This window comes from Cedecea sp. VD22 (assembly GCF_037150195.1).
Classification (GTDB): Bacteria; Pseudomonadota; Gammaproteobacteria; order Enterobacterales; family Enterobacteriaceae; genus Cedecea.
The window spans coordinates 36,299-56,041 of record NZ_JBBCPX010000007.1 but is presented as its reverse complement, the minus strand read 5'-3'; the positions used below and the strand labels follow the sequence as shown (position 1 = coordinate 56,041).

19 protein-coding genes and 1 riboswitch are annotated in these 19,743 nt (G+C 53.1%); of the genes, 9 read left to right on the top strand and 10 right to left on the bottom strand.

Going from position 1 to position 19,743, the window contains the following annotated elements; genetic code table 11:
• Nucleotides 1-56: 56 nt before the first annotated feature.
• The 5 genes from parE to nudF form a co-directional block, all read right to left on the bottom strand.
• Nucleotides 57-1,949 (bottom strand): DNA topoisomerase IV subunit B, encoded by a 1,893-nt coding sequence (gene parE, locus WFK85_RS14300; RefSeq protein WP_008460924.1) that lies wholly within the window; start codon nucleotides 1,947-1,949, stop codon nucleotides 57-59.
• 45 nt (nucleotides 1,950-1,994) lie between these two features.
• Entirely contained in the window at nucleotides 1,995-2,570 is a 576-nt protein-coding gene (yqiA, locus tag WFK85_RS14295; protein WP_008460923.1) for an esterase YqiA, read from the bottom strand.
• Entirely contained in the window at nucleotides 2,570-3,397 is an 828-nt protein-coding gene (gene cpdA / locus WFK85_RS14290; RefSeq protein WP_336708667.1) for a 3',5'-cyclic-AMP phosphodiesterase, read from the bottom strand. Before cpdA ends, yqiA begins: the two co-directional genes overlap by 1 nt.
• 143 nt (nucleotides 3,398-3,540) lie before the next feature.
• A complete protein-coding gene (locus WFK85_RS14285; protein ID WP_008460921.1) occupies nucleotides 3,541-3,966 on the bottom strand; it encodes a DUF1249 family protein in 426 nt (141 codons plus the stop codon).
• Between the two features lie 2 nt (nucleotides 3,967-3,968).
• Nucleotides 3,969-4,601, bottom strand: coding sequence for an ADP-ribose diphosphatase (gene nudF, locus WFK85_RS14280; protein WP_166995184.1), 633 nt, complete (start codon nucleotides 4,599-4,601; stop codon nucleotides 3,969-3,971).
• Between the two features lie 212 nt (nucleotides 4,602-4,813).
• On the opposite strand from nudF, the gene tolC reads away from it, so the two are divergent.
• The 3 genes from tolC to WFK85_RS14265 all read left to right on the top strand — a co-directional run bounded on the left by tolC (nucleotide 4,814) and on the right by WFK85_RS14265 (nucleotide 8,312).
• Nucleotides 4,814-6,298, top strand: a complete 1,485-nt coding sequence (tolC, locus tag WFK85_RS14275; RefSeq protein WP_442892295.1) for an outer membrane channel protein TolC — start codon at nucleotides 4,814-4,816, stop codon at nucleotides 6,296-6,298.
• Nucleotides 6,299-6,467: 169 nt separating this feature from the next.
• On the top strand, nucleotides 6,468-7,145 hold the full coding sequence (locus WFK85_RS14270) for a DUF1190 family protein (protein ID WP_008460913.1): 678 nt from the start codon (nucleotides 6,468-6,470) through the stop codon (nucleotides 7,143-7,145).
• Between the two features lie 6 nt (nucleotides 7,146-7,151).
• The gene (locus WFK85_RS14265; protein ID WP_008460911.1) at nucleotides 7,152-8,312 is read left to right on the top strand and encodes a glutathionylspermidine synthase family protein; all 1,161 of its coding nucleotides are present in this window, start codon (nucleotides 7,152-7,154) and stop codon (nucleotides 8,310-8,312) included.
• 35 nt (nucleotides 8,313-8,347) lie between these two features.
• Here the strand turns inward: WFK85_RS14265 and ygiD are convergent, their stop codons facing one another.
• Complete coding sequence (gene ygiD, locus WFK85_RS14260; RefSeq protein WP_336708663.1) at nucleotides 8,348-9,136, bottom strand: 4,5-DOPA dioxygenase extradiol; 789 nt, start codon at nucleotides 9,134-9,136, stop codon at nucleotides 8,348-8,350.
• Between the two features lie 178 nt (nucleotides 9,137-9,314).
• The gene (gene ribB, locus WFK85_RS14255; RefSeq protein WP_336708661.1) at nucleotides 9,315-9,968 is read right to left on the bottom strand and encodes a 3,4-dihydroxy-2-butanone-4-phosphate synthase; all 654 of its coding nucleotides are present in this window, start codon (nucleotides 9,966-9,968) and stop codon (nucleotides 9,315-9,317) included.
• Between the two features lie 94 nt (nucleotides 9,969-10,062).
• Nucleotides 10,063-10,211: riboswitch (FMN riboswitch) on the bottom strand.
• Nucleotides 10,212-10,333: 122 nt separating this feature from the next.
• Here ribB and ubiK point away from each other — a divergent pair.
• Nucleotides 10,334-10,594: a ubiquinone biosynthesis accessory factor UbiK gene (ubiK, locus tag WFK85_RS14250; protein WP_008460905.1), complete on the top strand. Its 261-nt coding sequence runs from the start codon at nucleotides 10,334-10,336 to the stop codon at nucleotides 10,592-10,594.
• A gap of 49 nt (nucleotides 10,595-10,643) precedes the next feature.
• Here the strand turns inward: ubiK and WFK85_RS14245 are convergent, their stop codons facing one another.
• Entirely contained in the window at nucleotides 10,644-11,810 is a 1,167-nt protein-coding gene (locus WFK85_RS14245) for an amidohydrolase (protein ID WP_166995178.1), read from the bottom strand.
• 15 nt (nucleotides 11,811-11,825) lie between these two features.
• The gene (locus tag WFK85_RS14240; protein WP_166995176.1) at nucleotides 11,826-13,160 is read right to left on the bottom strand and encodes an MFS transporter; all 1,335 of its coding nucleotides are present in this window, start codon (nucleotides 13,158-13,160) and stop codon (nucleotides 11,826-11,828) included.
• A gap of 178 nt (nucleotides 13,161-13,338) precedes the next feature.
• Between WFK85_RS14240 and WFK85_RS14235 the strand changes: the two genes are divergently transcribed.
• Complete coding sequence (locus WFK85_RS14235; RefSeq protein ID WP_336708659.1) at nucleotides 13,339-14,274, top strand: LysR family transcriptional regulator; 936 nt, start codon at nucleotides 13,339-13,341, stop codon at nucleotides 14,272-14,274.
• A gap of 52 nt (nucleotides 14,275-14,326) precedes the next feature.
• On the opposite strand, the gene tsr is transcribed toward WFK85_RS14235, so the two are convergent.
• Nucleotides 14,327-15,991, bottom strand: a complete 1,665-nt coding sequence (gene tsr / locus WFK85_RS14230) for a methyl-accepting chemotaxis protein (RefSeq protein ID WP_336708658.1) — start codon at nucleotides 15,989-15,991, stop codon at nucleotides 14,327-14,329.
• A 213-nt stretch (nucleotides 15,992-16,204) separates the two neighbouring features.
• Here tsr and fimW point away from each other — a divergent pair, with 213 nt between their 5' ends.
• The 4 genes from fimW (at nucleotide 16,205) to fimZ (ending at nucleotide 19,716) form a co-directional block, all read left to right on the top strand.
• A complete protein-coding gene (fimW, locus tag WFK85_RS14225) occupies nucleotides 16,205-16,807 on the top strand; it encodes a fimbria biosynthesis transcriptional regulator FimW (protein WP_008460898.1) in 603 nt (200 codons plus the stop codon).
• A gap of 252 nt (nucleotides 16,808-17,059) precedes the next feature.
• On the top strand, nucleotides 17,060-17,770 hold the full coding sequence (locus tag WFK85_RS14220; protein ID WP_336708657.1) for an EAL domain-containing protein: 711 nt from the start codon (nucleotides 17,060-17,062) through the stop codon (nucleotides 17,768-17,770).
• Between the two features lie 8 nt (nucleotides 17,771-17,778).
• Nucleotides 17,779-18,519 carry a DNA-binding response regulator gene (locus WFK85_RS14215; RefSeq protein WP_336708655.1) on the top strand — a complete coding sequence of 247 codons (741 nt, stop codon included), beginning with the start codon at nucleotides 17,779-17,781 and terminating at the stop codon, nucleotides 18,517-18,519.
• A 564-nt stretch (nucleotides 18,520-19,083) separates the two neighbouring features.
• A complete protein-coding gene (gene fimZ / locus WFK85_RS14210) occupies nucleotides 19,084-19,716 on the top strand; it encodes a fimbria biosynthesis transcriptional regulator FimZ (protein ID WP_008460895.1) in 633 nt (210 codons plus the stop codon).
• Nucleotides 19,717-19,743: the final 27 nt, after the last annotated feature.

The window sequence follows — 19,743 nt, the reverse complement described above, 5'->3', positions numbered from 1 at the left end:
GAGAATGCAAAAAGGGATGGCCTGAGCCATCCCTTTTACGTTTTGGAGAAAAACGTTTAGCCCTCGATATCGGCCATGTCGCCTTTTTCCTGCAGCCAGTTGCGGCGATCTTCCGAACGCTTTTTGGCCAACAGCATATCCATTGTCGCCAGCGTGCGCTGGTCGTCTTCATCGCTGATGGTCAGTTGAACCAGACGGCGCGTATTCGGATCAAGCGTGGTTTCGCGAAGCTGAAGCGGGTTCATCTCGCCCAGCCCTTTAAAGCGCTGCACGTTTGGCTTGCCTTTCTTGCGCTTAAGCTGTTCCAGCACGCCGGCTTTTTCTTCTTCATCCAACGCGTAATAAACCTCTTTACCCAGATCGATGCGGTAGAGCGGCGGCATCGCCACGTAAACGTGACCACCTTTCACCAGTGCCCGGAAGTGGCGCACAAAGAGCGCGCACAGCAGCGTGGCAATGTGCAGACCATCGGAGTCCGCATCCGCAAGGATACAGACCTTGCCATAGCGCAACTGGCTCAGATCTTCACTGTCTGGATCAATACCGATCGCCACAGAAATATCGTGCACTTCCTGCGAGGCCAGTACTTCGTCAGAAGAAACTTCCCATGTGTTCAGGATCTTCCCTTTCAGCGGCATGATCGCCTGATATTCGCGATCGCGAGCCTGTTTCGCGGAGCCGCCCGCCGAGTCCCCTTCCACCAGGAATAGTTCGGTCCGGCTTAAATCCTGCGCAGTACAGTCTGCCAGCTTACCCGGCAGCGCTGGCCCGCTGGTCAGCTTTTTACGCACAACCTTCTTCGCGGCGCGCATGCGGCGCTGAGCGCTGGAAATAGCCAGCTCTGCCAGCTGTTCTGCCGCCTGTACGTTCTGGTTCAGCCACAGGCTGAAAGCATCCTTCACTACGCCGGAGACAAAGGCCGCACACTGGCGTGAGGAGAGACGTTCTTTCGTCTGGCCAGCAAACTGAGGATCCTGCATTTTGACCGACAGCACATAGGCGCAGCGTTCCCAAATATCTTCCGCAGAGAGCTTCACGCCACGCGGCAGAATATTGCGGTATTCGCAGAACTCACGCATGGCATCGAGCAGCCCCTGACGCAGGCCGTTAACATGAGTACCGCCCTGCATGGTTGGGATCAGGTTTACGTAGCTTTCCGTCAGCAGCTCACCGCCTTCCGGCAACCAGAGCAGCGCCCAGTCAACGGCTTCGGTGTCGCCCGAAAAATTGCCGATAAACGGCGCTTCCGGGAGGGTAATCAGGCCATTTACGGCTTCGCACAGATAGTCGTTCAGGCCGTCCTGGTAGCACCAGCGCTGCTCGGTATTATTCACCTTATCGGTAAAGGTAATCTCAACCCCCGGGCACAGTACCGCTTTCGCTTTCAGCAGATGGCTGAGGCGTGAAACGGAAAAGCGCGGGCTGTCGAAGAAGCTTTCATCCGGCCAAAAATGCACGCTGGTCCCGGTATTGCGCTTCCCGCAGGTGCCAATCACCTCCAGATCCTGCACCTTCTCGCCGTTTTCAAAAGCGATGCTGTATACCTGAGCGTCGCGGCGGACGGTCACTTCAACGCGTTTGGAAAGGGCGTTAACCACAGAGATCCCTACGCCGTGGAGGCCGCCGGAGAATTGGTAGTTTTTATTCGAGAATTTACCGCCCGCATGCAGACGGCAAAGGATCAGCTCAATGGCCGGGACCTTCTCTTCGGAATGGATATCAACAGGCATCCCGCGCCCGTCATCAATGACTTCCAGCGACTGGTCGGCGTGCAGGATGACATCCACGCGCTTAGCGTGACCTGCCAGCGCCTCATCCACGCTGTTATCAATGACTTCCTGTCCTAAATGGTTAGGACGAGTGGTGTCAGTGTACATCCCCGGGCGGCGGCGAACAGGCTCAAGCCCGGTGAGTACCTCTATATCATCGGCATTATAGGATTGCGTCATGGTTTATTCATTCAGATAGCGAAACAGGAAATCGGCCGTCAGGCCTCAGCGCAAGCCGAGGAAGTCGACAATCTGTGTGAAATAATCTTCGAAGCCCGTGAAGGCATGATTGCCACCGGGTTTCACCGTCTGGCGGCAGAGCGCGTAGTAGGCTACGGCCTGGCGGTAATCAAGCACCTCATCGCCCGTTTGTTGCAGCAGCCAAATCAGGTCTGGCGCTTCCAACGGGTCAATCTGCATGACTTTCAGATCGTAAATATGGCGTGACTCTAGCACATATTGCTGCCCGGTGTAGGGGTTCTCGTTTTTACCAAGGTAACCCACAAGCAGCTCAAAAGGGCGAACCGCCGGGTTAACCACCACCGCAGGCAGCGTAAAGCACTGCGAAAGCCAGGTCGCGTAATAACCGCCGAGGGAAGACCCCACAATGCCCAGTGGCTCTCCTCCACGTTTGAGCACCAGCGACTCTAGCAGCTCGGAAGCCTCTGCCGGATAAGGCGGTAACTGAGGCACAATCATCTCAATTTCAGGATGATGCTGAGCCAACCACGCCTTAAAACGGGTCGCTTTTGCGGAGGCCGGAGAGCTATTAAACCCGTGCAGATACAGTAACGCAGGCATTAATAACCCTCAGAAGCCGTATCAGGGCTGAATTTACCGCTTTGCAGACGGCAAACTTCCGTCGTCAGGCTGCCGTCAGGATAAAGATCGAGCCAGCGCCACCCCGGCTCAATGGTGTCGAGCGTGAAATTGGCGCAGTGAGGTTTGAACTGGACGCATGTCGAAGGCGTGGCCAGCATTCTGCGACCGTTCCAGTCGAGATCCAGTTCCTGATGAATGTGCCCACAAAGCAGCGTTTTCACCTGCGGCCAGGGCTTAAGCACGGCATCCAGTGCGGCAGCATTGCGCAGGCTGTGCTGATCCAGCCAGCTACAACCCGCAGGAAGAGGATGATGATGCAGCAAAAGTAGGGTGTGGCGCTCTGGAGCCGCAGCCAGCTGACGCTCAAGCCATTCCAGCTGATAGTCGCTCAGTTCACCGTGGGGAACGCCAAAGACCTGGCTGTCCAGCAGCAAGATTTGCCAGCGATCGCCGATATAAACGCGCTTGGCCGGAGAAATACCCGCTTCCTGCAGAGCGTTAAACATTGCAGGCTGAAAATCGTGGTTACCCGGCAGCCAAACGCAAGGCGCAGAAATGCTGGAGACTCCTTCAGCAAAATGCTGATAAGCCTCCACGCTGTGATCCTGGGCCAAATCCCCGGTTGCCACCAGTAAGTCGCAGGCACGCTGTTCGGCCAGAATAGCGGTCAAGACCGCCTGATAGCTCTTCCAGGTATTAATCCCGAGCAGCGTTTCGTTCTTTCCAGCGAACAAATGGGTATCGGTTATTTGCAATATCCTGATTCGGCCTCCATCGGCCACAGGAAGGGTTAACAGGCTTTCCAAATGGTGTCCTTAGGTTTCACGCACTCACTACCCACCACACTTAAGCTGCTGATATCCAGGCGGCAGCTCGATTCATTCAGGGTATCAATATCATCCATTTATTCAGGGCGTTGTGCCGTTAACCGTCCTCAACCCTAAAAAAACTAGGTATACACAGGCACGGCCATTGCTCCATGCGCTAAACAGTAGCGCAGCCAATCAGCAAGAAACTGGTTAATTTGATGCTTTTCGTCGCGTTGATGCAACTTTTTATTCGGATAATCATATCGCGCTTTGAAGCGAAAGATCTGCTGGCTTGAACACACTTCCGCGACCATCGCGTCGTGATACAGCCTGACCGACATTGACGGCAGGCTCCAGTAACTCACCGAGGGGTGCGTTTGTTCTATTTCCACCAGGGTGGTATAACGTGTTGATTCTGAAATAGTTAATCGATATCTGGCGCTATTAACCTGATAGGTTACCGTTTCGCCCGCCGCATCATTTTTCGGCAGCAGGCGGCGCAGCTGCGCGAAGTTGGTTTCGCACAAACGCATCATTTCGGGGAAGTCAGGGGTATAGCGCTTCATAATCAGTGATTCCACTCTTTTCTTAGTTGCTCATAATGCAGCTGCAGCCATTGCAAAGCGATGACCGTTGCCGCGTTGTCGATGCTCCCCTCTTCGACACACTGGTAAGCCTGCTCCCGGCTCACCACATGAACACGAATATCTTCGTTTTCTTCCACCAGGCCATGAATACCTTTGGCCTGAGTGGCATCCACTTCGCCGACTAAAATAGACAACCTTTCGCTGGTGCCGCCGGGGCTGGCTAAATAGCTCAGAACCGGTTTGGTTCGGCCCACAGCAAGGCCAGCTTCTTCTACGGCTTCACGACGCGCAACATCTTCTACGCTTTCGCCCTCTTCAATCATGCCGGCGATCATTTCTAACAGCCATGGGGTTTCGCTGGTGTCCCAGGCGGCGATACGAATCTGCTCTATCAGCACGACTTCATCACGCACAGGGTCATAGGGTAGCAGTACCGCAGCGTGACCGCGTTCAAAAATTTCGCGCCTGACTTCGCCACTCATTTCGCCGTTGAATAAACGATGACGAAAACGATAAAGATCGAGTGAAAAAAAGCCACGATAAAGCGTTTCCCGTGCAATAATTTCTACATCCTTTTTGGCGAAAGTAGCCGCTAGCTTTTCTGACTTGTTCATAGATGATGTCCTGATGACAAATGGGCGCTGGCCGGGCGATTTCAACCCTGCGTAACTGCCCTTTCAATTTTGATGTGGTAGATTGGTGAAAATTAAGGTAGATGGCACTTTACGCCAACCTGCCCGGCTGACGGAATCTGTAGAATCGGCGATCATCTTTGACTCCTGTCGGCGTTAAACAAAATAATTCTGCTTCACAACAAGGAATGCAAATGAAGAAACTGCTCCCCATTCTTATCGGTCTGAGCCTAACGGGTTTCAGCGCCATGAGCCAGGCAGAAAACCTGCTGCAGGTTTATCAACAGGCGCGCACCAGCAACCCGGACCTGCGTAAATCCGCTGCTGACCGTGACGCCGCATTCGAAAAAATTAATGAAGCACGCAGCCCATTACTGCCACAGCTGGGCCTGGGTGCAGATTACACCTACGGTAACGGTTTCCGCGACTCTAACGGTATTAACTCCAACACGACCAGCGCAACGTTACAGCTGACGCAAACCATTTTTGATATGTCGAAATGGCGCGCACTGAGCCTGCAGGAAAAAACCGCAGGGATTCAGGACGTCAGCTTCCAGACCGATCAGCAGTCTCTGATCCTGAACACGGCCACAGCCTATTTCAACGTGCTGAGCGCCATTGACGCGCTTTCCTATACTGAAGCGCAGAAACAGGCCATTTACCGCCAGTTGGATCAAACGACTCAGCGCTTTAACGTAGGCCTGGTCGCCATCACTGACGTGCAGAACGCCCGCGCGCAGTACGACACCGTGCTGGCGAACGAAGTCACCGCCCGTAATAACCTGGACAACGCGGTGGAATCACTGCGTCAGGTCACCGGGAACGACTATCTGAGCCTGGCTTCTCTGAACGTAGACGGTTTCAAAACCACCAAGCCAGATGCGGTCAACAACCTGCTAAAAGATGCTGAAAAACGCAACCTTAGCCTGCTTCAGGCTCGTCTGAGCCAGGATCTGGCGCGCGAACAAATTCGCCTGGCTGAAGATGGTCATCTGCCGACGCTGAGCCTGAACGCATCCAGCGGCGTCACTAACAGCAGCTACAATGGTTCTAAAACTTCCGGCAATTCTCAGTATGACAACAGCTATAAAGGGCAGAACCAGGTTGGCCTGAGCTTCTCCCTGCCGCTGTACCAGGGTGGCCAGGTTAACTCTCAGGTTAAACAGGCTCAGTACAACTTTGTGGGTGCCAGCGAGCAGCTGGAAAGCGCGCACCGCAGCGTGGTACAGACCGTGCGTTCCTCCTTCAACAACGTGAATGCCTCTATCAGCACCATCAACGCTTATAAACAGGCCGTGGTGTCTGCGCAAAGCTCCCTTGATGCGATGGAAGCCGGTTACTCGGTGGGTACCCGTACTATCGTTGACGTGCTGGATGCGACCACCACGCTGTATAACGCCAAACAGCAACTCTCCAGCGCTCGTTATAACTACCTGATTAACCAGCTGAATATTAAATCAGCGTTGGGTACGTTGAACGAGCAAGATCTGATTGCGCTGAACAATACGCTGGGCAAACCGGTTTCAACCTCTGCGGACAGCGTTGCGCCGGAAAACCCAGAGCAGGATGCCCGCGCTGACGGTTACAACACCGCGCCAGCGACGGCTTCCACTAAGGCAACTCATGCCACTCCGGCTGCGGCCACCAGCGGGAAAAAAGCGAACCCATTCGCTAATTAATCGCCGGAATGCCAACGAAAGGGGCGTATTTTTACGCCCCTTTTTTTCTGTCTCGCGTTTGAACGTAAGGCAACGTAAAGATCTCCTGCCAACAGGCCAACATCGCTTCAATTTCAACCGCTCATCCCCTATCCTTAGCACCAAACCTACTGGGCTCAGGACTGATTAAATGAAACGGACAAAAAATATAAATCATTCATCGTTCCGCAAAAGCTGGAACGCACGCCATTTAACGCCGGTGGCGTTGGCGGTCACCGCCGTCTTTATGCTGGCCGGCTGTGAACAAAGCGACGAAACCGTCTCAATGTACCAAAACGCGGACGACTGCTCGCAGGCAAACCCGAGCAAAAGCGCGGAATGTACCACCGCCTATAATAACGCTCTGAAAGAAGCCGAGCGCACGGCACCGAAGTACGCTTCCCGTGAAGCCTGCGTGGCCGAGTTTGGCGAAGGCCAGTGCCAGCCAGCCCCTGCTCAGGCAAGCCTTGCCGGCGAAAGCCAGGCTCAGGCTCAACCGCAGCAAAGCGGCAGCTTCTGGATGCCGCTGATGGCGGGCTACATGATGGGCCGTCTGATGGGCGGCGGCGCGGGCTTTGCGCAGCAGCCGCTGTTTACCTCAAAAAACCCGGCCAGCCCGGCTTACGGCAAGTACGCCGATGCCAGCGGTAAAAGCTACGGCGCGGCCACCCCTGGCCGGACGACAACCGTTCCGAAAAGCGCGATGGCACCAAAACCTGCGACCACCTCAACGGTGACTCGTGGCGGCTTTGGTGAGTCAGTGGCCAAGCAATCCACCATGCAGCGCAGCAGCGCCACCTCCGGCAGCAGCCGTTCGATGGGCGGCTGATAAATCATGGAAAGAGTTTCTCTCGTTGAACGCCCGGACTGGCGCGAAAAAGCCACGGAATACGGCTTCAATTTTCACACCATGTACGGGGAGCCGTACTGGTGTGAAGACGCCTATTACAAGCTCACGCTGGCTCAGGTTGAACGCCTGGAAGAGGTCACCGCCGAGCTGCATCAAATGTGTCTGCAGGTTGTGGAAAAAGTGGTGGCCAGCGACGAGCTAATGGCCCGTTTCCGCATTCCGAAACACACCTGGGAATTTGTTCGCCAGTCATGGCGCAGCCAGCAGCCCTCCCTTTATTCCCGCCTGGATCTGGCGTGGGATGGCGTGGGTGAACCCAAGCTGCTGGAAAACAATGCCGATACGCCAACGTCGCTGTATGAAGCGGCTTTCTTCCAGTGGATCTGGCTTGAAGATCAGGTGGCTGCGGGCAATCTGCCCGAAGGCGCAGACCAGTTCAACAGCCTGCAGGAAAAGCTGATCGAACGTTTCGCCGAACTCAAGCAGCAGCATGGTTTCAATCTACTGCACTTTGCCTGCTGTCAGGACACGGTAGAAGATCGCGGCACCGTGCAGTATCTGCAGGACTGCGCCGCCGAATCTGACGTCGCCAGTGAGTTCCTGTTTATCGAGGAAATTGGCCTCGGCGAAAAAGGTCAGTTTACCGATCTGCAGGATCAGGTTATCAGTAACCTGTTCAAGCTCTACCCTTGGGAATTCATGCTCCGCGAGATGTTCTCCACCAAGCTGGAAGATGCCGGCGTGCGCTGGCTGGAGCCAGCCTGGAAAAGCATTATCTCCAACAAAGCCCTGCTGCCGATGCTGTGGGAGATGTTCCCGGGCCACCCTAACCTGCTGCCGGCTTATTTCGCCGAGGACAACTTCCCGCCGATGGAAAAATACGTCGTGAAGCCAATCTTCTCCCGCGAAGGCGCCAACGTGAAGATCATCGAGAATGGCCAGGAGATCGCGCGCGTTGACGGGCCGTACGGCGAAGAAGGCATGATCGTCCAGCAGTTCTATCCGCTACCAAAATTCGGCGACAGCTATACGCTGATTGGCAGCTGGCTTATTAACGATCAGCCTGCAGGGATCGGGATTCGTGAGGATCGCGAGCTTATTACGCAGGATCTTTCCCGTTTCTATCCACATATCTTTGTGGAATAGAGCATTAAAAAAGCGCCCATTGGGCGCTTTTCTGTTTATCCTACCACAACCGACAGCATACTCAGCGATCCCATCTCTATGCCGTCGACCGGAATCGTCACCGGCTCTTTGCCGTCCCACGCGCCCAGGACATAAAGCAGCGGCAGGAAATGCTCCGCCGTCGGGTTAGACAGTGAACCGCCTTCATGACTTAGATAGTTCACCAGCGGATGCTCCTCCGCAAGCCCCTTCCAGGTCAGGTTGGCTTTAACATAGTCGTTAAACGACTCAGCCCAGGGGTAAGGTGTATTTTCACCGTGCCAGCGCGCAGTTCTCAGGTTATGCACCACGTTACCGCTCGCCACCAGCATAATGCCCTGGTCACGTAGCGTGGCCAGTTTGCGGCCAGTCTCCAGATGCCAGGCTGCCGGCTTCGTGCTGTCAATGCTCAGCTGCACCATCGGGATATCCGCGTTAGGGTACATCTTGATCAGCACTCCCCACGAGCCGTGGTCAAAGCCCCATGCCTCTTTATCTAACGCCACCGGCGTTGGTGCCAATAATTCAACCAGCTGCTGCGCCAGCTCAGGCGAGCCAGGTGCCGGGTAATGCGTGTCATACAGCGCCTGAGGAAAACCACCAAAGTCGTGAATCGTCTTCGGTGCTTCCATCGCGGTCACGCCCGTTCCACGGGTGAACCAGTGGGCCGACACCACCACAATCGCTTTTGGCCGCGGCAGCGTTTCGCCGAGCTGAGCCCAGGCGCGGGTATAGCGGTTATCTTCCAGCACGTTCATCGGGCTACCGTGGCCAAGGAACAGCGCGGGCATACGTGGGCTTGTCATGATGGTGTCCTTAAATGGCTAAGATTCAATACACACAGATTACGCCCAATTTTTGTGGGAAGAACTCAGATAAGCATGATGATGATCATCAGAAATTTTGAACAGGTCTGAAAAGACGAAAACAGCGAGGCGGGCGTGAAGAACAAAAGCCCGATCGTGCTGACCGGGCTTTACTTTTTTAGCTGGCTTTACGCGCTTGCGCCTGGCGATATTCCACCAAATCTTCGATGGTCACAACCGCCATATTATGTTTGCGTGCAAACTCGATGCACTCCGGCGCACGCGCCATGGTGCCGTCGTCGTTGGTCAGTTCACACAGCACACCCGCAGGTTTGAAACCGGCCAGGGAAACGAGGTCGATAGTGGCTTCGGTGTGGCCGCCGCGAGTTAACACGCCGCCCGGCTGCGCACGCAGCGGGAAAACGTGACCAGGGCGGTGCAGGTCGCTCGGCTTAGCGCCGTCGGCAATAGCTGCACGAACGGTGGTCAGACGGTCGGCTGCGGAAACGCCGGTTGTCACGCCGTGAGCGGCTTCGATGGTCACGGTAAACCCGGTGCCGAAAGCGCTGGTGTTGTTTTCGACCATCATAGGCAGATCGAGCTGTGTACGGCGTTCGTCGGTCAGGCACAGGCAAACAATGCCGCTCCCGTGGCGAATGGTCAGCGCCATTTGCTCCACGGTCATGGTTTCAGCCGGGAAGATCATATCGCCTTCGTTCTCACGATTTTCATCGTCGAGAACCATGGCGCCACGGCCTTCGCGAAGCGCATCAAGAGCACGCTCAACGCGCTCAGTCGGGGTGCCAAATGCAGAAAGTAGCGTCTGATTCATGGTAATAAAAACCTCATTAATATTATGGTTACCAGAATCAGGGCAGTCTTAGGAGCTAAAAAAATAACGCGGGCAGGCCAGGGCCTGACGTGATCGTTACTCTCTCCCATCCGGACTTTAACCGTCGGCCCCGGAATTACACCGGATCTGCTGACCTTCAGGCAAAGCCTGAAGCGCTCGCGGGCTTTCAGCGTTCGCTGATTTACCGCCGGTGGGGAGTTTCGCCCCGCCCTGAGAATAAGCAGGTTCACTATAGCGCTAATCATTTTTGTGGGCAACGATTACACAGGCAACATTTCCAGTTTATCCCCTGGCAATCAGGCATTACAATTAGCCCTATTACTCGCCAGATAATGGAAGCCGCTATGATTGACCCGAAAAAAATTGAACAAATCGCCCGCCAGGTCCATGAGTCAATGCCGAAAGGGATTCGTGAGTTCGGGGATGATGTGGAGAAGAAAGTACGCCAGATCCTGCAGTCTCAGTTAACCCGCCTTGACCTTGTGAGCCGCGAGGAGTTTGACGTGCAAACTCAGGTCCTGCTGCGCACCCGCGAAAAACTGGCTCTGCTGGAGCAGCGACTGACCGAACTGGAAAACCGCGAAGCCCCGAAAGACGCCGAGTAACGCTCCGCCCCCTGACGCTCCCGCAAAGGAAAGCGTCAGGGGGAAATTCTCAGCGTAAAAATGCCTCACTCAACCGAACCCAATATGTAGCCCCCACCGAAATACAGGCATCGTTAAACTGATACAGAGGATGATGCACTGAATAGTCGTCTTTCCCCGTCGCCGTACCCAGCCAGAGATAACACCCCGGCACCTCTTCCAGCATAAAAGAGAAATCCTCGCTGCCCATCATGCTCTTCACGTGCTGAGGATCCGCGACGTTATCCGCGCCGAACGTATCCCGGGCAACCTGAAGCGCGAATGCCGTCTGTGCTTCGTTATTTATCGTCACCGGATAGCCAAAATCCACCTCTATACAGGCCTTCAGGCCAAAACTTTCCGCCTGAGCGTGGACGAGGGTTTCAACCCGTTGTTTGAGCGCCTCACGAACCTCTTTTTTAAAGGCACGCATGTTCAGCTTCAGCACGGCTGTGTGCGGAATAATGTTGTGTGTTGTGCCGCTCTGCAGGCTGCCCACGGTCACCACCGCCGCATCCTGCGGGTCGATATTGCGAGAGACAATAGTTTGCAGCGCCATCACAATAGAGGCTCCGGCAATCGTAGGATCGATACAGTGCTCCGGCATCGAGCCATGCCCACCTTTACCTTCCAGCGTGATGGTCAGGCTGTCAGAAGAGGCCATTAGCGCCCCCGGCTTCGTCACCCACTGACCGGCGGGGATCAGGGGGAAATTATGCAGCCCAAACACCGCGTCGCACGGGAACAGCCTGAACAGACCGTCGTCGATCATCCGCTTAGCACCGCCGATCTTTTCTTCCGAGGGCTGAAAGATCAGATGCAGCGTCCCGTTAAAAGGCTTCTTCTCCGCCAGGTAGCGAGCCGCAGAAAGCAGAATGGCGCAGTGGCCGTCATGCCCGCAGGCATGCATCTTACCTTCCACCTGGCTTGCCCAGGGCAGCCCGGTTTGCTCTTGCATCGGCAGCGCGTCCATATCGGCGCGGATCCCCAATCTTTTACTGCCGCTTCCCACTTTTAGTGTCCCAACCACCCCGGTGCCGCCTAACCCGCGATGTACTTCATAACCCCAGCCGGTCAGCAGTTCAGCAATACGATCGCTGGTGCGGAACTCTTCAAACCCCAGTTCCGGGTTTTGGTGGAAATCACGCCGAAGGGCGATCATCTCTTCTTCACGATCCAGAATCTCTTTAATCAACATAGGTAGCTCCTTGTATTAAGCGTCAGGTTGCGTTTTCCGTTCCCGCCAGACAAGCAGCGCCGCCAGCGAAACGAAAGAGCAAAAAATCAGATACCAGGCCGGCGTCATCGGCTGACCCGTCGCTTTAAGCAACCAGGTCACGTTAAATTGCGCAAAGCCGCCAAATAGGGTGACGCCAACGGCATACACAATGCTGATGCCCGAGGCCCGAACCGTTTTCGGAAATGCTTCGAGCAGCAGCAGGAACAGCACCACCGTGCACACATTCGCCAGCACCTGATCGACAGCGATTAACGCAATAGTGATCCACAGCGGCATACCGTTCAAAATCGACGCGAAGATTGGCCAAACCAACAAGAGTGAAACGGCAAAGCAGAACGTCATGATCGGCTTACGTCTGGGCAGCCTGTCCGCCAACTTTCCTGCGAAAAAAGGGATCAGGAGCGTCATCAGCGCCGCCGTCAGGCTTATCCAATAGGAGGTCGCCGCCGGCATGTGCAGCGTGTTCACCATGTATGCAGGCATGTAATAAATGATGATGTAGAACGTTGTCGTGCCTTTCATTATCAGCAAAATGCCCAACAGCAGAGCCCGACGATGCTCCCGCCAGAGGATTTTGGCCGAGTTCTCCTTTTGGGGAGTCGCTTCAGTATGATGCGTTTCCGGCAAATGGCGCCGGATGTACATCCCAATGGGCATGATCGCCAGACCCAGAATAAAGGGCACGCGCCAGCCCCAATCGTACAGGGCCTCTTCGCTGAGGTAGTGGCTCAATCCTGCTCCCATTGCCGCCCCAAAAAGTGCCGCGCCGCCCTGGCTGGTCATCTGCCAGCTCACGCGCTGCCCGCGCCGGGATTTATCTCCGGCCTCCATCAGCCAGCTGGTTGCCGCGCCGATTTCGCCCCCGGCGGAAAAACCTTGCAGCAGGCGGCCAGCAATCAACACGATGGGCCCCAGTATTCCGACCTGGCTGTAAGTCGGCGCAAACGCCACCAGCATCACGCCAAGGGCCATCAGTCCGAGGATCAACGTCATCCCGGAACGGCGGCCATGCTTATCCGCATAGTTACCCAGCACCAGGCTGCCCAATGGGCGCATCACAAAACCGACGCCAAAGGTCGCTACCGCCAGCAGCAGCGAAACATAGTCATTACTGGAGGGAAAAAAAAGGTGGCCAATGATCACTGAAAAGAAGCTATAAACCGCAAAATCATAGATTTCTAATCCGTTACCCAATGTTACCGCCACCAGAGACTTAGCGCTGGTTCGCTCTTCCAGAGGACGGCTTTGAGGCGGCATCGCGGCGATCAACCCGCTAGCCGCTGAGGCAATACTTGCAGATGATTTCATGCTCACTTCCTTCTCATTATTTTTTGCATGTCGGGCTGTGACTTCTGAGGGTGATTCGACTATCTGCATAAAAAAAGAACATCGCAAACATAAAAATTAGTTATGGCTTTGGTTATATTCTTCGTATCCTGAAAGTGCATTTTTTGCACTATGGCGAAAGCCGATGGCGGAGTGACAAATGAAAATCAAAATAAATCAATTAGATGTATTACTAGAAGTTGCCGCACAGGGCAGCATAGGCAAGGCTGCCCGGGCGCTGCATCTCACTCAACCCGCTATTTCCAAAACCATTCAGGAGCTGGAGACGGAAATCGGCATGCCAATTTTGCAACGCTCATCACGGGGCGTGACGCTAAATGAGTACGGGCAAGTGCTGTTGCGCCATGCCAGGGATATCGATCGCTCGTTACATCAGGCGCGGGATGAAATCGATAATCTGCTCGGAAAAGCCATGCGTCAGCTGCGCATTGGATTTACCTCCGCCGCCTCTTACGGTCCCTTTAGCACCACAATGAGCCAGTACCAGAGCCGCTTTCCCGGCGTGAAGTTAATCGCCATGGAAGGCAGGCCGCTCCAGATTCTGGATGCGCTCGCTAATCAGCGGCTGGATATGGCGGTGATGACCAGTGCCAGCGGAACGCCCATCGGCACGTTTTACCAGGAAACGCTCTACGCCCTCAGCAACACCATTATTGCCGGCGAGCATCATCCCGTCACCCACACCACCACGCTGAAAAGCCTGATGCAATTTCCCTGGCTGGACTGGGATGAGCCGGGAGAGCACTCTATTCTGGGCCAGGTCTTCCGCCGCTATAACCTGCCGCTACCGCCGACGATTGTGCACTGCTCCTCGCCGTGGATTATGGCGCGCATGATGGAACAGGCGCCCATTGTTAGCATGTGGACTTCGGTCAGGCTTCGCTTTCCTGGCTATGAAAAAAACCTTCGGCCACTGACGCTTAAAGAAGTGCTGCCGGCAACCAGCGTGAACATCGTTTGCCCCAGTATAGGGCGGCTGTCCACCGCAGGGACGACCTTTATGGAAATGCTGAGGATCAATTCGCGCGACTGGCTTCAGGACAGCGACGCGCTGGAAATGGTAGCGAGGATATAAAAAAGGCGGACAGCATTGAGCTACCCGCCTTGTTGTTCCTATACAGCTCGAATCAGAAGGTTTCCCAGTTATCGTCAGACGTAGCAGCCACGGCTTTACGCGGGGCAGTCGTCGTCGCGACAGCCTTCGGCGCAGCGGCCTGGGCTTTGGCCTGGCGTTCCTGAGCGATACGGAATACGGAAACGGACTGCGTGAGCCTGCTGGCCTGTTCTTCCAGCGCAGCGGCGGCGGCGGCAGACTCTTCCACCAGCGCGGCGTTCTGCTGGGTCACACGGTCCATTTCTGCAACCGCTAATCCAACCTGATCGATCCCGCGGCTTTGCTCGTCAGAAGCAGAGGCAATCTCGCCCATGATATCGGTCACGCGGGTCACCGCATTAACGATTTCCCCCATGGTTTCCCCGGCGCTTTCAACCAGCGTTGAGCCGGTATCCACCTTGCTAACCGAATCCTCAATCAGGGTTTTGATCTCTTTCGCGGCCTGCGCGCTACGCTGCGCCAGATTACGCACTTCCCCGGCTACCACGGCAAAACCACGTCCCTGCTCACCCGCACGGGCAGCTTCAACGGCGGCGTTAAGAGCCAGGATGTTGGTCTGGAAGGCGATGCCGTCAATGACGCTAATAATGTCAGCAATTTTCTGCGAACTGCCGGCAATTTCGCTCATGGTATGCACCACATTGTCTACGACTTTACCGCCGCGCTGCGCGGTTTCAGAGGCGCTTAGCGCCAGCTGGCTAGCCTGACGGGCGTTTTCAGCATTCTGTTTAACCGTGGCAGTCAGCTGCTCCATGCTCGCGGCCGTTTCCTCAAGCGAAGCCGCCTGTTGTTCGGTACGAGAAGAGAGATCGTTATTGCCGATGGAAATCTCGCTGGCGCCGCTATAAATGGCGTTCGCGCCGTTGCGAACCTCACCCACGGTAATCACCAGCTCGTTTTGCATATGGCGCAGATTCTCGGCCAGCTGCCCCATTTCGTTGGTGCCTTCCACGTCGATTTTGCGCACCAGATCGCCGCTGGCGATGTGGCGAATGCTTTCGATCAGGCGATTCAGCGGAGAGATAAGCGTGGTGCGGATCCCCTGCCAGACCACAAGGATCACCACCAGCACCACAATCAGGACACCAATCAGGATCCAAATCGCCATGCTGTAGGAGCTGTTGCTGCTGTCGACCGCTTCCTGATAAAGGTGGTCGTTTTGCTGCAGATAGTTAACGTATTGCTTCTCAAAGCCATCCTGATACCCCTGGGTTGGCTGATCGAAGAATTCATTAATTTTCCCCGCGCCAAGCAGTTGAATCAGCTCTGCCAGCGCACCGTGATAAATATCGTAGTTGCGCTTAATTTCTTGTGCGGCCGCGTCGCTTTGGCGTGGATCGCGCGGTAAAGCTTCATAAGCCGCCCACTCAACCTCAGCCTGTTTCAGCGAAGTGCTGGCAATCGCCATCAGTTCTTCAACGGTTGCACCGCTGCCAATTTTATTGGCATCCATCATGTAGCGAATACCGGCGCGGTTCAGGGTGTTACGGGTCTGCAACAGCGCGACCCAGCTGCCGTTCAGCGTTGACTGCTGCTGACGAATGGTTTGTAGAACGGTGAAATTTTCTTTGTCCTGCTTCAGCGCATTGAAGAACAATCCGCCGGAAGCTATCTGCAAAATGCCAAACAGCCCCAGGACGACCAGTAAGCTTGTAACGATTTTGATACGGTTTAACATTGCTTCTCATTCCCTGTAAGACAAGTCTTAATCATCGGCGTAACAGCAGAAAACTTTACCCAAAGCGTTTTTTTGCCGTTTTTTCTGCTACTCCCAGGAAATGGCCTGGCAATAATTCATCCTCCACACCTGCGGGGTTAAGTCGTAACACATTCATAATCCGAGTTTTTTTCACTATCATTTTTTTAATAGTCAACCAGCCCGGAGGAAGGCATGCTTACCGTTGCTATCTGTGAAAGAAATAGCCATTTTGCCAATGGCATTAAAATTATTATCCAGCAGCTCTGCCGTCAGTTTAGCGAGACTTATCATTTCCTACCGTTGGCGCACCAGGACGTCGCCGATCTGGTTTTTTTCGCGCTAGACGACAACTGGTCAACCGCCAACTGCTACAAAATACCGCAGACGACGCGCCATCAGCGGGTGATCCTCATCTGCAAAAAGCAGGATCAGGAGAACCTGATGTTTCGTCCCTGCCTGTATATGCTGCCGTCTATCTACCGTGAGGATGAGGTCGAAGATGTCAGGCTCAAACTGGCCCCCTGGATAGATCCAGAACGGCGCAAAAAAAACACCCTGCCCGTGCCTACGTCTATTTGCCACTACTGCACAACGCGGCATTTCAACATGCAGGAGCGTGAATTACTGAAGCTAATGGCCTGTGGTTACTCGCTGATTGACGCGGCTTTTATTATGCATATTGATGAAAATACTGCGCGGGATAAACGACTGTCGATTATGAAAAAACTTAATATCAAGAGCCAATATAAACTCATGAATTATATCAAACTCAACCTGCCGTTCTTGCTGGATTGAATTATTTAATTAAGTATTTTCTTATTATGCCAGGGAATTACTCTTAATTATAAAAAAAACGCGCCCCTCACTCTTCAGGGTTGCGAATTTTCGCAACCTGGAATAAGCCATCCCCGGTATTCACTCATTCGAGGCGCTGAGAGAATACGCTCAGAAAAATCTCCAAATTTGCTGAAAGCACACCACCTCTTCCTCTCAGGGCATTGATTGCTCAGCAATTCAGTTATAGCTGTCACAATTAGCGACAAAATAATGATAAATATTTCTAGAGATAACAATTTATTATCTGTTGACCAGCATATTTCCGGTTTCCGTCTGGAACCGATTGTTAATTTATTTAGCGGACACGTTATTAGCCACGAAGTACTCAGCCAGCTCGCCGCGCCATCACGCGATTCCGAGGTTTTTTTTGCAAACCTGTCGGCAGCCGACAGCGTGGCGCTTTTTTGCCGTCAGGCCAACCTGCTGAAGTCCCGACAGGCATCCGGTAGCTTCTTCCTTAACCTTCCCATTATGGCGCTGATTGACGAGCGGCTATTCGCCCGGCTGCTTGATGTTTGTGAATCATGGATAACAATTGAGATACAGGATGCTCCACTTTTTGATACGTGCTCCAGGCGGCATCAGCTTTGCCTGCGGGAGCGAATTAAGCTGTTACAGCAACAAAGGATATCGGTATGGCTGGATGACCTTACCGAGGGCTGTATTGAAAGCTTCCACCGCTACGCCATTGATGTCGGCGGAGTAAAAATTGATAAGCAAGCATTCTGGACGCTCGGTAAAAATCCCAGGGCACTTCAACGCCTGGTCGCACGGTGCGCGGACATTTCACCTCACATTATCATTGAAGGTATCGAAGACACACATCATCTCGAGCTCGCTCTCCAGTCAGGTGCCAGCTTCGGGCAAGGCTATTTATGGCCGCATAAACGCTGGCTGCTCTCTGATACCTTGTCATTGTGAGCAGGCTTATGTGCGCAGCTATGAGGCGAAATAAACACCGTCGTACCAGGACTGATTATCTTCTAAACCCCGCCAACTCCACCGCGCCACTTTTTTTTGATCGACTCGAATATATTCAACAGCAATTGATTGGGGGGCAAAAACCAAAGAAGCCCGACGCCATCCTCGTTTCTGCCGACAATTTCCTCAGCAGCGCAATCACCGGCACGCTTTTCCATCGCCTTAACATTCCCGTGCTCTCTTCGCTGGATGACGTTATCGCGCATCAGGTGCACTCTCCCGTACCGCGACTGATCGTCGACCTCGACAGCCTGGAGATCCCCACACTTGACGTTTTGAAGGCCATTCGCCAACAAATTATCACCACGCCGCAACACCAAATCATGCTGCTTAGCGCGCAGCGAAAGCCCGAAATAACACGATTTATTCAGCAAGCCGTTGGCTGCAAGATTGTCCAGCGTCGTCTGCCCCCGGACAAACTGAAACAGGCTTTAAGCCCCGGCGCCCCAGATTTGGCGGCGAGTTACGACACGCAGGTTTTTTCCCTCAGAGAGTGGGCGATTTTACTGGCGCTGAGCCGCGGAGAGTCATTGAAATCAATCGCCCTTTTACTTGAGAAACCCTATCATTACGTCGTTTATCGCTTCAACGTTTTGCTGACCCGACTGGCGCTCGATAACCGCAGTAAATTGCTGCACCTTCTACATGAAATTTCTGTTGCAAATAGCGCACATTGGCTATCGAACTAACCTACTGAGGCATAAGATATTTTAAGAATTTACTTAATTTCAATGTTCAAATTGAGTTAAAAACAAACAAAAAATTAACAATTACAACTATTCCTGGAAGCAATTATTCCGCTATGACGCCATTCAGCACTTTTTGATCCAAAACAAAATAACAACATTCAGAACTAAATGTCATTTTTTCTCCAATAAAAAGTCTTTTAACCCACCTTAACTAAAAAATTAGGTTCGTTAATTCAATTTAGAAAAAGGTCAATTAACTACACAGCATTTCGTATTGACTTAGACTTATTCCAGGAACATCAGACTTTTCCCACAAAAACTGCGCTGTATAATCACCTCATCACATATTTATATTTGCCATGGCATCTATAAGGATTACATGTGAAGTTATTTAGGCAGTCATTCTCCCGCCGACAATAACGAATTTAAAAAGGAAGAGAGTTAAAAAAAACAAGGAGGTTCCCGCATAAAGACCGGCAACCGCCAACTCACTGTTTATCACTTTCGCTGCCATTGACGCTGTGTCAAAGCGATGTTTTTATCAAACAATCGAGGCAAAAAAAAATGAAACCGGCATCCGTAATCATTATGGACGAGCATCCTATTGTCAGAATGTCGATAGAAGTTCTCCTCCAGAAAAATAAAGATATTAATGTTGTTTTAAAAACAGATGATGGTCGGGAAGTTATCGACTATATGCGCGCGAATCCAGTCGATCTGGTGATTCTTGACGTTGAACTCCCCAACACAGATGGCTTTACATTACTTAAAAGAATCAAAGGATTACAGGAAAAAACCAAAATCCTTTTCCTGTCGTCAAAATCAGAGTCGTTTTACGCAGGGCGCGCTATTCAGGCCGGCGCCAACGGATTTGTGAGCAAACGTAAGGAACAGGAAGATATATTTAACGCGGTTGAAATGTTGCTTTCTGGCTACTCCTTTTTCCCTTCGGAAACGCTGCATTTTATCAGCAGCCATAAATCACGCCGGGGAACGATGGACGATATGCCGTTATCCAACCGCGAAATCACAGTCTTGCGTTATTTGGCAAACGGTCTGTCGAATAAAGAGATTGCCGAACAGCTATTACTGAGTAACAAGACCATTAGCGCACATAAAGCTAATATATTCTCTAAACTCGGACTCACTTCCATTGTCGAGCTGATTGACTATGCCAAGGTGCATGAACTGCTATAAAGGACCATTACGCACCGGAAGCGGAAA